Genomic DNA, 12,910 nt, shown 5'->3' with positions numbered 1-12,910 from the left:
ATTAGTGTAAAGTCTTTAATTATTTTTCAAGTTCTTGTGCCACGTCCTTTAATACTTCTATAAAAGCAGCTCTTGTCTGCTCATTCTCCAGCATATTACGCAGAATTTTATTTGTCTTCAGCTGACGTACAATTTTATTATATTGCTCCTGTTCCATGCTAAGTTGCTGTAAATAATTTGATTTCTGGGTAAGATTTTTAGGAGTGAAGTCCCCAAGATTCTGAAAACGGAATTCTTCTTCCACTACATTACCATCTTCGGTTTCGTGCTGTACACTTACTGAAGGCTGGAAATGTTTGAAAACATCCTCCACAGTCTTTAATCCTGTTACAATTTCAGGGGTATAAGACTCTTCAGTTGTAAGCTGGCTCACAATCAATGACTTATTTTCCTGTATTTCCTGAATAGCTTCATTAGCGTCTACTTTTACCTCGTTTCCGCCAACACCATAATTAAACATTGCCATATTATTATTATTTTGAGATTTTTGATTTAGTCTGGATTTGTTTTTTGCTGATGAATCAAACAAGTCACCAATCCAATGTTTAAATTTAAAAAAAAACTGTAACATACAAAATTTTGCTAAGATTTTTCTTGAAATATTTAATTCAGTTAATTATATGCGATACAAAATTGCTATTTTCATATCACTAATCTATGAAAAAAATAATAAAAAAAACGCATCAAAACAGATGCGCTCTTTTTTCTAACAATTTTTGGCTGTATTACCAAATTTTTATTCTATCCTGAGGAGCTTTATATAATTTGTCTCCGGGTTTGATATCAAATGCTTTAATAAAGGCATCCTGGTTTACCAACGGACCGAAAGCTCTGAAATATCCCGGAGAATGCGGGTCTGTTTTCACCTGGTTTACCATATACTGATCTGTAGATTTTGTTCTCCAGACTGTTGCCCAGCTCATAAAGAATCTCTGATCCTGATTAAATCCACTGATCAATCCCGGGTTTCCGTGATCTTTAAGATACATCTGTAATGCATCATAAGCTACCGCTACTCCACCTAAGTCACCGATATTTTCTCCACTTGTGAATTTACCGTTGACAAAGCTTCCTTTTACAGGTTCATAAGCGTTATATTGTGAAGCCAGCTGCCCCACTTTTGCATCAAAATTTTTACGGTCTGCATCCGTCCACCAGTTATTAAGGTTTCCGTCACCGTCGAAACGGGAGCCACTGTCATCAAAACCATGAGAAATTTCGTGACCGATTACCGCACCGATGCCACCGAAGTTGACGGCTGCATCTGCTTTCGGATTATAGAAAGGAGGCTGAAGAATAGCTGCCGGGAAAACGATTTCGTTATTTGAACCGTTATAGTAAGCATTTACAGTTTGCGGGGTCATCCCCCATTCTGTTTTATCAACCGGCTTTCCTACTTTATCCAGGCTTCTCTGATATTGCCATGCCGCTACATTCTGTAAATTGGAATATAAGGTTGCTCCCTGGTCCGGTGATTCCACTTTCAATTTGGTGTAGTCTTTCCATTGATCAGGGTAAGCAATTTTCACGGTGAATTTAGATAATTTCTCCTGCGCTTTTACTTTTGTTTCTGCAGACATCCAATCCATTTCATTAATATGGGTCTTGAATGATTTTAAAAGGTAGTCGATATACGTCTCCATCTGCTGCTTAGCTTCGGGAGTGAAATATTTTTCAACATACAACTTTCCGAAAGCTTCTCCAAGAACACCGTTTACCAGAGATAAGCCTCTTTTATTCATCGGACGCTGCTCTTTTTGCCCCTGAAGGTATTTGGAATAGAAATCGAAACGGATCTGCTCCAGGTTTTCATCCAGATTGCTTGCATTTCCATTGATGACATGATATTTTAAATAATCTTTCAGCAACGGAAGGTTTTTCTGATTCAAAAACTGATCCATATTCTGATAATATTTCAGCTCACCAATGATTACTTTATCGGTTTTAACGCCTGCATCAGACAGATATTTAGCTAAATCAACATTTTTCACCAGTCCTGATAACTCAGATACGTTTTTGGGGTTGTATCTTAAATTGGCATCTCTGTTTTGTTCTAATGTTAAAAGATAATTAGCCAGCTGTTTTTCAAAATCTACTACATTCTGGGCAGCCTGTGTTGAATTTTTATACCCTAATACTCCAAATAATTTACCTACATAGCTTTGATATTCAGCTAAAGTTTTGGTATTGGCTTCATTTACTTTCTGATAATAATCTCTTCCCAGACCAAGATCCGGACCGCCAAGATATACTGCATTCATTTTAGAATTCTTCATATCTGCACCCACTCTCCATCCGTAGAAAGAATTATCACCCAATCTCGTTGCTTCCAGAAGGTATTTCTGAAGATCATTACTATTTTTAATGGCATCGATTTTGGCGAGATCTCCTTTGATCGGAGCAAGACCATCAGCATTCCTTTTGCTAAGATCCATGAAAGAGGCATATAGATTCTGGATTTTCTGTCCTTCAGAACCTGCTTCATATTTTTCAGATAAAATCTTGTTGAGAATATCCAGGGAGGCATCATCTACATTTTCTCTCAAGGCATTGAAAGATCCCCAGCTTGCTTTATCAGAAGGGATCTGAGTTGTTTTAACCCAATTTCCGTTAACGTAATTAAAAAAATCATCCTGTGGACGAACACTTTTATCCATATAGGACAAATTAATCCCTTCTTCCTTCACTTCTTCTTTTACGGGTTCTGTAACAGCCACAGTAGTTTCTGTTTTAGTAGTTGTCTCTGCAGTTTTGGCTGTACCGCACGAATTTAAAAATACAATCCCTGATAAGGCAAGTATTCCAATGTTTAGCTTTTTCATTAAAGGTAATTTTTGATTTGACACAAACTTATCAAATATACAAATTTAGAGAATACTATTATGTGTAATTTGAAAATGGGAAAATTTATTGAGTGATGAATTATAAGTTATGAGTTATAAGCTATGGGATATCATTCTCCCTTTACTGTTTTCTTTTCTAAATTTCTAGCTTCTAATCTTTTTTAAACAAAAAACCGCTCATTTCTGAGCGGTCTTCTATTTTTACCAGATTTTGATTCTGTCCTGAGGAGCTTTGTATAATTTGTCTCCCTGTTTTACATCGAATGCTTTATAGAATGCATCAACATTGGTTAACGGACCGAAACTTCTGAAGTATCCAGGAGAATGCGGATCTGTTTTTACCTGATTGATCATGTATTTCTCACTTGACAATGTTCTCCAGACTGTTGCCCAGCTTAAGAAGAATCTCTGATCTTGTGTAAATCCACTGATCACACCAGGATTTCCTTTATCTTTTAAATACATTTGTAATGCATCGTAAGCAATATTTACACCACCTAAGTCAGCAATGTTTTCACCGTTTGTGAAGGTACCGTTTACAAAAGTTCCTTTTACCGGCTCATATTTATCGTATTGAGCGGCAAGAGCTTTTGTAGCTTTCTCGAAGTTGGCTTTGTCTTCCGGAGTCCACCAGTCTACCAGGTTTCCGTCTGCATCAAACTGAGCTCCTGAATCATCGAATCCGTGGCTCATTTCGTGACCGATAACAGCACCAATTCCACCGAAGTTTACCGCAGCATCTGCTTTAGGATTGAAGAAAGGTGGCTGAAGGATTGCAGCAGGGAATACGATTTCGTTGTTTACCGGGTTGTAATAGGCATTTACTGTTTGCGGGGTCATTCCCCACTCTGATTTATCAACCGGCTTTCCGATTTTAGCCAAATCTTTATTGTATTTCCATTCTGTAATATTCTGAAGGTTAGAATATAAATTTCCTCCTTTAGCTTCAGAAACGATATTTAATTTGGAATAATCTTTCCATTTATCAGGATAAGCAACTTTTACAGTAAATTTATTTAATTTCTGCATTGCTTTCTCTTTGGTTGTAGAAGACATCCATGCTAAATTGTTGATGTGAACGGCAAAGCTTTTCTTTAAATAATCAATTAATTCAACCATCTGAGCTTTTGCCTCTGCAGGGAAGTATTTTTCAACATACAATTTACCGAAGGCTTCTCCAAGAGAACCATTGATCAGCTCATAACCTCTTTTGTTAAGGGCTCTTTGCTCCTGTTGCCCTCTAAGGTATTTACCATAGAAAGCAAATCTCATATTTCCAAGGTTTTCACTCAAGTAAGAAGCACTTCCGTTGATCATATGGAATTTTAGATAATCTTTGATTACAGGCAGGTTTTGAGCACTTACCAACTGATCAAATTTTTTGTAATATCCTAATTCCCCAATGATTACTTTATCTGAATTTACTCCTACTTTTTTCAGGTAAGCAGGAAGGTCAACATTTTTTACCAAAGCAGAAAGCTCTGCCATTGTTTTCGGGTTGTACTGAAGTGTATTATCACGGCTCTGCTCATTGGTAAGATACGTCTGTGCAATACTCTTTTCGTAATCTACAATTCCTTTTGCTGCTTCGTCTGCATTTTTATAGCCTAATTCTTTCAGCATAGAAGCTACATATTTCTGATATTCAGCAAGTGCTTCCGTATTTTTATCGTTTACTTTCTGGTAATAATCTCTTCCTAATCCAAGAGAAGCATTCCCCAGGTAAACAGCGTTCATTTTAGAATCTTTAAGATCTGCATCTACACCCCAGCCATAGAATGTATTTTCACCTTCTTTCGTTACGGAAGTAAGGTAATTCTGAAGGTCAGTAAGGTTTTTGATGGCATCAATTTTAGACAGGTTTTCCTGAATAGGTTTGATTCCGTCTGCATTTCTTTTCTGCATATTCATGTACGTTGCATACAGATCCTGAATCTTTTTCCCTTCACTTCCGTCTGCAAATTTATCTTTCAGAAGCGAGTTTAAAATCGTCATTGAGTTATTGTCTGTATCATCAGCCAATTTGTTGAAGCTTCCCCAAGTCGGTTTATCAGACGGGATCTTGGCCGTTTTCATCCAGGTTCCACTCACATAGTTATAAAAATCATCCTGCGGACGAACAGATTTGTCCATCAAACTAAGGTCTAAGCCTTTATCCGTTGTATTCACTGTTTTTGTTGTTGCTTTAGCCTGTGCACTCACCATGTTCTGTGAGCAGATTCCCGTTAATAAAAACAAAGAAAGCGTTAGTTTTTTCATTAGAATAACAATTTATGTAAATATGTCTCTTTTTTTTGAGATTCGTTACTTTTTTTTAAAATTAAATTAATAAATATTTAAGACGTTATTACTTCCTTTACATTACCGGTTCTTTTCAGGAATCCCCAGGACTGCATTTCGTTTTCCAGTGCTTTTCTCAAACTGCTGTTTAGGGGAATTTTCGGACTTTTATCCAGCCTCATCCTTACGTTCAGTTCCAGAAAAAGAAGCACTGCAATAAAGATAAAAAAACCGTGACCCCACTGTACATTTCCCCAGCGTTTTTGTTATTGGCTTGAAAATATGTTTTGAGTCGTCCACGTCTTGTTATTTCTTGAATTGAATTCCAGAAAGCGTGAAAAACCGTATAGAAATTAATTAAAAAAAATATTAAAAACCTACTGATTTTTTAACCATTTACCAGTATCCTTACCAGATCCTGGATCATCTTCTGGGAAACAAAATAAATAAAATCTGCTCTTTCCAAATGGGGCATATACAATTTGAATGTCCGTTCCTGATCTTTAACCCTGATCGTGTAAAAAACAGTTCCTACCTCTTTTCCATCCTCTCCTTTTCCCGGGCCTGCAACGCCTGTTGTAGACAGGGAAATATCAGTATCAAATAATTGCTGGCAGCCTTTTGCCATTTCCTGAGCGACCTGTTCGCTTACTACCGTATACTGGTCTACCGTATTTTTAGAAACTTTTAATATTTCAATTTTCTTTTCTGTGGCGTAAGGCACAATTCCCCCCATAAAATATTGTGAGCTCCCGGAATTTGAGGTGATCAGTCTCGCCAATTCTCCTCCCGTACAGCTTTCCGCCGTTGAAATCGTCATTTTTCTTTCACTCAGTAATTCTCCAAGAATTTTCTCAATTTTATCTTCTGTAGTAGCAACAATACTGTCCCCGATTAAAGGAAATAACTTTTCAATTTCTTCTTCAAGCTGCTGTTGCAGAACTCTTTCATTATCTCCGGTTGCCGTTAATCTCAGCTTAACACGGGTACCGATTGGCAAGTAAGACAGTGTTAAATTTTCAGGCAGGGTAAGTTCCCAGTTTTCAATCATATCCGCCAGGATACTTTCAGGGATTCCGACCACAGAAATTATTCTTGTGACAATATAATTCAGATTAAAATGCTCTTTTAAATAAGGAATAATCTGATCTTTAACCAATGGCTTTACTTCATAAGGAACCCCCGGAAGGCTGAAGCTTAATTTACCATCCAGCTTCATCATCATACACGGTGCCGTTCCGTACTGGTTCTGAAAAACTGTAGATTTTGCAGGAACAAAAGCCTGTTCCCTGTTTCTTTCAAGAATATCCAGACGGCCCCGTCTTTCCATATACCCTCTAAGATGTTCAAAGGTAACTTCATCCAAAGTGATTTCATCATTGAAAAATTCTGCAAGGGCTTTTTTGGTTTTATCATCCCGGGTAGGGCCCAATCCACCGGTTGTAATCACCAGATCACCCATTTCAAAAGCAGACTGTAATGTATTTTTGATGGTTTCAATTTCATCTGAGATCGTAAAAATCTGAGAAACTCTGATGCCTATGTTTTTAAGTTCGGTAGCAATAAAATTAGAATTGGTATCCACCGTGTTCCCTGAAAGGATTTCATCACCAATGGTAATAAGAACAGCATTTTCCATATATTAATCTTCGAAAAAAATTCTATACAAATGACGGGAAAATCTGCATGACGGACAATATAAATTGATTTTTTCTATTTTTGACAGAAATTGTTTTAAAACTATAATTAAAAATATGTCTAAATATGATGATGCTTCATGGCATTATGGTGGCGATTTTCCTGAAGGACTTCCTGAAAAAAACAGTGCAACGCACACAGGTATGTTCCTGAACTGGTGCATTCACAATGATTTAATTTCGGAAGAACTGAAAGAAGATACTGCAGAAGAGATTGAAAAATTAAAACGAAGAGAAATCACAGGTGCAGAATATGTAATGGATGCAATGGACGGAAAATTTTCTGAATATGATTTAAGTGATATAGGAAATGCCTTTGCAAAAGATTATTATGCCGATGATACAGATTTCGGAAATAAATTCAGTTCATTTGCCGATGATTACGTAAATCTTTTTGACGCCAAAGCCGAAGAAAATGATTACGAATACGAAACTTTTTATCATATTGAAGATACTTATCAAAACTATGATCTGATGAAACAGCTTATTGCTCACCGTTTTGAAGAATGGAAAGAGTATAAAAGCCCGAATTAAACCACATAGCAAATCAGTATCAATCGTAAAAATTGTATATGGGAATTCCCCTCCTCCGGAGGGGTGGCAAAAATTCTTCAGAATTTTTGCCGGGGTGGTTTTCAGTAACATAATTATCCCGGCTCCGATAGTAGTAGCTACCCACAGAAAGAAAATTATGGGTTCTCCTTCGAAATATTCAAAATTATTGATAATGCCTTACCCAGATCAGTTCATTTGTATTGTAACCTATTTTCTTTGCTTTTTCTAAAAATCTTTGTCTTATGCTTTCAGGGATTGTAGTGGTGCGGGATAAGATCCATAGGTATTTTAAACTGTTCCCGGCTACAAGAGCATACTGGTAATTTTCGTCAATATCAATCACGTTATAACCAGCCCAGACAGGCTTAAAGAAAGATACTTTCAGGCGGGCCTCTGTTTTATCTTTTACAAACCGGGCCTCACCTGTCGATTCTTTCCATTCTTTTTTGATATAGTTGTATCCTTTATTATCAACACGGATTGTTCCGTTAGGATTCTGAGAATAGATAGCCGTTACATTATCCATGTCTTTCTCGAATTTATAATCGAGTCTGGCAATTTCGTACCATTTTCCTAAATATTTTTCCGGTCTGAAATGGGCTACAGCCACTGCTCCTTTGGGAATTCTCACCGAAAAGGAATTAAAGATCACTAACCCCAAAATACCCAACGAAACGGGAATGGCAATTTTCTGAAAATTTTTCATAATAAAATTCGTTTGTGGTTACTATGAAAAGTCCAAAAATAATGCCCTTAGGCTGTTATTCTAAGAGAAAACTTTCAGGAAGGCATCTTTAAATGTCCCTGAAACTTCAATCTCCACCTCATCCGCAAGCATTACCGTGCCGCTTTTATGGTAAGACTTCACATAATTGGTATTGATAATATGAGAACGGTGCACCCTCACAAAAGGTACTTCCAGCAAGTCATCAAAATGCTTTAAAAACCGGCAGACCATTTTCTTTGTACCATTCGTAAGATAGACCTGTGTGAAATTTCCATCTGCCTGAAGCCTCAGGATATCTTCAGTTTTCACCACATCAAACCCTTGTAAAGTTGGCAGAATAAGCTGTTGTTTTTCAGGTTTTAATTTGAGATTCTCCAGTAAGATTTTATTCCGGTTGAGCTCTTCATTTTTTTCAATACTCTCAGAAACCTTATTCACCGCCAGAATAAGCTCCTGGATATCGATTGGTTTCAGAATATAATAACTTGCCGACTTATTAAGCGCCTGCAGAGAATACTGGGAAAATGCAGTAATAAAAATGGTTTCATAAGAATAATCTTTGGTAGCTTCCAAGACATCAAAAGCATTTCCATAAGGCATTTCCACATCCAGAAAAACCAGTTGAGGCTTCTTTTCCACAATTAACGGGACTGCTTCTTTTATATTTTCAGCTTCCCCGAGGATCTCAATCTGCGGACAGTATTTGGTAAGATAATTCCTCAGAACTTCTCTTGCAATGATTTCATCATCTACGATTACAGCTTTTATTCTCATTTTTTTCAGATATTATATAGGTTATTGATTAAAATTGAGAGTTTCTAGTTGAGAGAAATTATGACCGGTAATTTTATAGCCCGAAACTCATAACTCATAACTCATAACTCATAACTCATAACTCATCATTTATAACTCATTAACTCATAATTGATCTCTACCAGAACTCCCGGGCCATCTTTTTTATCGGTGACTTTACATTGAATATCCTGATGATACAGGTCATTCAGCAGTTTGATCCTTTCCAGTGTATTTTTCATTCCACGGCCTTCTCTTGCCTTTTGATGCTGTGTTTTTTGCTTTTTACTTTCTTCAATTCCGATCCCGTCATCTTCAATGGTAATTTTTAAACGCTGATCATTTTTTTCAAAACTCAGTTTCAGAAATCCTTTATCTTCCCTGTATCTTAATCCGTGCCAGACTGCATTTTCCAAAAATGGCTGAATCAGCATTCCCGGAACCTGCAGGCTTTGCATACTCAGATTTTCATCGACATTAATTTCATAATCAAATTTATCTGCAAAGCGTGTTTTTTCGAGAGCGAGATAATTCTGTAATAAATCCAGCTCCTGCTGAAACGGAATAAAATCTTCTGTAGAATTTTCCATTACACCACGCATCAGCTTTGAAAATTTGGTTAAATACTGATTGGCTTCAAGCTCGTTATTCGTGGCAATAAAATGATTGACACTATTTAAACTGTTAAAGATAAAATGCGGATTCATTTCTCTCCGAAGCGATTGCAGGGCAATTTTCTTATTCTTGATCTGAACTTTTCTCAACGTCAGAAAAATAAATATGATTAATCCTGATAATACAATCAAAGCTCCGATGAGGCCATAATTAAACACATTTTTTTTACGGATAAGCTCATCTTTCAGCTCCCTTTCTTTTTCCAGCTGTACAATTCTCTGTTCGGTATCTTCAAGGATTTTATTATCAACCAGACTTCTGTCTTTGGCAACTAGATCCGGCAGCTTTCCCAGAAAATCGCGATACAGCTTTACGGAAGCATCGGTATTATCAGAAACATTATAGAGGCTGTCCAGTTTTTTCACACTTTTCTGTGCTTCCATCGTATGCCCTTTTTCTATCGCTAAACTGTAGGATTTTTTCAGAAGATCAACAGCTTCTCCGGGATCATTTTTCTTAATATAAATATCAGCCAGCTCTTGAATCTGCTCAACTTCTTCTTGTGAATTACTTTTTACAAAATCTTCTTTCAGTACATTTTTTTTTGCCTCAATGGCTTTATCATAATTTTTATTTCCGACATAAAAATCGGTTAGCTTCTGATTGATCTCCAAAGCCTGCTGTGGAGCCTGTTCTTTAGATAATTTATAAGCATTATTAAGGTTTTCTTCGGCTTTCGGAATATCTTTCTGCTGTATGTAGACATCTGCCATCTGGCTATAGCTCGTCGCAAGTTCTTCTTTTTCATCCTCTTTCCGGCTGAGATCTATATTACTTTGTATTGCTTCGGCTTTTAATTCCGGCGACGATGAGGAAAGTCTTGCTGCATCATTAGAATTGACAGCTTTGGCTCTTGAAGAGTAATTTACTTCTGCTGCTCTGCTGTAATTGCTGATTGCAGGTGTTATTTTATTTTGTTTTTCCTGCGACTGAGCCAGTTTCCGGCTCACTTTCTCAATATTGGATTTATCGTTCAGCTGCTCATAGATGGTTTTAGCCTTAGTGAAATATTCTTCGCTTTTTGAGAAATTCCCGTTGTTGAAAAACGTTTCTCCTATATTATAGTAAGAATCGGCCTGGGCAGACGGGTCTTTGTCATCAACAGCCTTTCTAAGCTTTTTACTCTGAACCTGAACCTCCTGAACCACATTATTATTGCTTTGAGAATACAATATATTCCCAAAACAGATCAAAAAAAGAAATACCAAATGTCGCAGCATTTTCATAAAACAAAGATATACATATATATAGTTTGTCCAAAAGCTATTCACCAAGTGAAGCCAGAGTCTTACCAAGTTTACCTTCCCGACCCTCGACTCCGGGGTTAAATTTTTATCCTGATTAAAATATTTTAAACAGAAACTAATAATGAAAATCCGGAATTCTGTATATATTGAATTTGAGTGTAAAGGATGATATCAAAAAACAAATAGCTGGGTTATAATCTTCTCATAGAAATCTTATAAAAATTTTAGGTACCATTTTATTATATTTGAAAAAATAAGATTAAATAAAAACACATGAAAAGATTTTACCTGTCATTTTTGATTTACTTTTTGATCTATAAGGTAGATGCGCAGACCTACATTCAGAACGTAACAGTGGTTGATGTCATCAATAAAAAACTGATCCCGGATCAAACAATAGTGATCAGCCAAAACATCATTTCAGATATTAAGCCTGCGAAAAAAATAAAAATTCCCCAGAATGCAGATATCATTAACGGAAACGGAAAATTTCTGATGCCGGGAATGACAGACACCCATATTCATTTTTTTCAAAGTGGAGGTCTCTATGCAAGACCGGATGCGTTGGATCTGAGAAAACATGTGCCTTATGATAAAGAAATCAATTGGGTACATCAGAATATGGAAGATTTCCTACTGCGTTATCTTAAAAGCGGAATCACTTCTATGATTGATGTGGGATCAACCTATAATTTTCTTGCCCTCAGGGATTCATTTTCAAAGAAAACCAATTTACCGACTGTTTATATGGCCGGGCCATTGATCACTACCTATGAGCCTGAAGCGTTTAAAAACCTTGATAAGGATGAACCTCTAAAACTGGTTGCATCTGCCGAAGAGGCGAAAAAATATGTACAGGAACAGCTTCCTTACAAACCTGATCTTATCAAAATATGGTATATCGTAATGGCAAATCCAAAAGAAATGGAAGCTGAAGCAAAGAAATATGAGCCCATTGTAAAAATGGTCATTGAAGAAGCTCATAAAAACAATTTAAAAGTAGCGGTACATGCTACAGAAAGAATCACCGCCCAGATTGCAGTACAAAACGGCGCCGATTTTCTGGTACATGATATAGAAGACGAAGTTGTTCCCGATAATTTTGTAAAGCTTTTAAAGGATAAAAAAGTAGTTTTGAGCCCTACTCTTACGGTAGCAGACAATTATTATAAAACGTATGCACAGAAAAACAATTACAACAGCTATGAACTGGAAAATGCAAATCCACTGGCCATCGGGTCGATGTATGATCTAAAACATTTATCTGATTCCGCCGATTCTTTGATGATCAATAAGCTCAAAAAACGTTTTAATCTTCCGCAAGTCAATGCTCAGATCGGAAAAAAAGATTCCATCAGATCTATGAATCTGAAAAAGCTGTCAGACGGAGGTGTAACGATTGCAGTTGGAACAGATGCCGGAAATATAGGGACGCAGCACGCAACTTCTTTTATTGCGGAACTTAATGCTATGAAGAAAAGCGGAATGAACAACTGGCAGGTTTTACAGTCGGCAACCATCAATCCTGTTAAGATCTTTAACAAAGAAAATACTTCAGGAAGCATTACCACTGGGAAAATCGCAGATCTTGTTTTATTAAACTCAAACCCTGTCGAAAATTTAGACAACCTTACCCAAATCGATATGGTGTTTAAAAACGGGCAGCCTTTAGCATCGGATAAAATTGTGAAAGCAACTCCAGAAAACCTTGTGCAGCAGCAGGTGAATGGATATAACGCAAGAAATATTGACGCCTTCCTTGAACCTTATGCTGAGGACATAGAACTTTATATTTTCCCGAATAAATTATTAAGTAAAGGAAAAGAGGCGATGAGAAAAGATTATAGCGGAATGTTTGAAAGAATGCCTGATCTGCACTGTGAAATCACCAACAGGATCATTAATGGTAATTTTGTGATTGATAAAGAAAGCGTTTCAGGGATGAAAAAGTCTGGAAAAGTGGAAGCTACTGCTGTCTATGAAATAAAGAATAACAAAATATCAAAAGTTTATTTTATCCAATAAAGCTTTAAAATACAGGTTTAAAAGGCAACTCTTACGGGTTGTCTTTTTTTATTGTGCTTCACCAAGTCA

General features: G+C 36.7%; 10 protein-coding genes. 2 read left to right on the top strand and 8 right to left on the bottom strand.

What is annotated here, in order from left to right; genetic code table 11:
- Positions 1 to 19: 19 nt before the first annotated feature.
- From PMI13_RS05805 to PMI13_RS05790, 5 genes are all read right to left on the bottom strand, one after another.
- Positions 20 to 466 carry a type VI secretion system contractile sheath small subunit gene (locus PMI13_RS05805; protein ID WP_034669288.1) on the bottom strand — a complete coding sequence of 149 codons (447 nt, stop codon included), beginning with the start codon at positions 464 to 466 and terminating at the stop codon, positions 20 to 22.
- 259 nt (positions 467 to 725) lie between these two features.
- Entirely contained in the window at positions 726 to 2,822 is a 2,097-nt protein-coding gene (locus tag PMI13_RS05800) for a M13 family metallopeptidase (RefSeq protein WP_007841590.1), read from the bottom strand.
- Positions 2,823 to 3,044: 222 nt separating this feature from the next.
- The gene (locus PMI13_RS05795; protein WP_007841589.1) at positions 3,045 to 5,102 is read right to left on the bottom strand and encodes a M13 family metallopeptidase; all 2,058 of its coding nucleotides are present in this window, start codon (positions 5,100 to 5,102) and stop codon (positions 3,045 to 3,047) included.
- Positions 5,103 to 5,179: 77 nt separating this feature from the next.
- Positions 5,180 to 5,335, bottom strand: coding sequence for a hypothetical protein (locus PMI13_RS21105; protein WP_156104383.1), 156 nt, complete (start codon positions 5,333 to 5,335; stop codon positions 5,180 to 5,182).
- Between the two features lie 176 nt (positions 5,336 to 5,511).
- Positions 5,512 to 6,762: a CinA family nicotinamide mononucleotide deamidase-related protein gene (locus tag PMI13_RS05790; protein WP_007841587.1), complete on the bottom strand. Its 1,251-nt coding sequence runs from the start codon at positions 6,760 to 6,762 to the stop codon at positions 5,512 to 5,514.
- Between the two features lie 115 nt (positions 6,763 to 6,877).
- Between PMI13_RS05790 and PMI13_RS05785 the strand changes: the two genes are divergently transcribed.
- The gene (locus PMI13_RS05785; RefSeq protein WP_007841586.1) at positions 6,878 to 7,354 is read left to right on the top strand and encodes a DUF7832 domain-containing protein; all 477 of its coding nucleotides are present in this window, start codon (positions 6,878 to 6,880) and stop codon (positions 7,352 to 7,354) included.
- A gap of 184 nt (positions 7,355 to 7,538) precedes the next feature.
- On the opposite strand, the gene PMI13_RS05780 is transcribed toward PMI13_RS05785, so the two are convergent.
- From PMI13_RS05780 to PMI13_RS05770, 3 genes are all read right to left on the bottom strand, one after another.
- Positions 7,539 to 8,081 carry a lipocalin family protein gene (locus PMI13_RS05780; protein ID WP_007841585.1) on the bottom strand — a complete coding sequence of 181 codons (543 nt, stop codon included), beginning with the start codon at positions 8,079 to 8,081 and terminating at the stop codon, positions 7,539 to 7,541.
- A 60-nt stretch (positions 8,082 to 8,141) separates the two neighbouring features.
- Entirely contained in the window at positions 8,142 to 8,876 is a 735-nt protein-coding gene (locus PMI13_RS05775; RefSeq protein WP_007841584.1) for a LytR/AlgR family response regulator transcription factor, read from the bottom strand.
- Between the two features lie 125 nt (positions 8,877 to 9,001).
- A complete protein-coding gene (locus PMI13_RS05770) occupies positions 9,002 to 10,795 on the bottom strand; it encodes a tetratricopeptide repeat-containing sensor histidine kinase (protein WP_034669222.1) in 1,794 nt (597 codons plus the stop codon).
- A gap of 294 nt (positions 10,796 to 11,089) precedes the next feature.
- On the opposite strand from PMI13_RS05770, the gene PMI13_RS05765 reads away from it, so the two are divergent.
- Entirely contained in the window at positions 11,090 to 12,841 is a 1,752-nt protein-coding gene (locus PMI13_RS05765) for an amidohydrolase family protein (RefSeq protein ID WP_007841581.1), read from the top strand.
- The last annotated feature ends 69 nt before the right edge of the window (positions 12,842 to 12,910 follow it).

The sequence above is a fragment of the Chryseobacterium populi genome (genome assembly GCF_000282115.1).
In the GTDB taxonomy this organism is placed as follows: Bacteria; Bacteroidota; Bacteroidia; order Flavobacteriales; family Weeksellaceae; genus Chryseobacterium; species Chryseobacterium populi.
Note: the sequence above shows the minus strand (reverse complement) of the source record. Positions and strands in the feature narration are given on the sequence as shown.

Excerpts from the sequence above, each read along its gene's own strand:
- PMI13_RS05780 (WP_007841585.1), bottom strand. The coding sequence starts at position 8,081 with ATGAAAAATTTTCAGAAAATTGCCATTCCCGTTTCGTTGGGTATTTTG.
- PMI13_RS05790 (WP_007841587.1), bottom strand. The coding sequence starts at position 6,762 with ATGGAAAATGCTGTTCTTATTACCATTGGTGATGAAATCCTTTCAGGG.
- PMI13_RS05795 (WP_007841589.1), bottom strand. The coding sequence starts at position 5,102 with ATGAAAAAACTAACGCTTTCTTTGTTTTTATTAACGGGAATCTGCTCA.
- PMI13_RS05775 (WP_007841584.1), bottom strand. The coding sequence starts at position 8,876 with ATGAGAATAAAAGCTGTAATCGTAGATGATGAAATCATTGCAAGAGAA.
- PMI13_RS05805 (WP_034669288.1), bottom strand. The coding sequence starts at position 466 with ATGGCAATGTTTAATTATGGTGTTGGCGGAAACGAGGTAAAAGTAGAC.
- PMI13_RS05800 (WP_007841590.1), bottom strand. The coding sequence starts at position 2,822 with ATGAAAAAGCTAAACATTGGAATACTTGCCTTATCAGGGATTGTATTT.
- PMI13_RS05785 (WP_007841586.1), top strand. The coding sequence starts at position 6,878 with ATGTCTAAATATGATGATGCTTCATGGCATTATGGTGGCGATTTTCCT.
- PMI13_RS05765 (WP_007841581.1), top strand. The coding sequence starts at position 11,090 with ATGAAAAGATTTTACCTGTCATTTTTGATTTACTTTTTGATCTATAAG.
- PMI13_RS05770 (WP_034669222.1), bottom strand. The coding sequence starts at position 10,795 with ATGAAAATGCTGCGACATTTGGTATTTCTTTTTTTGATCTGTTTTGGG.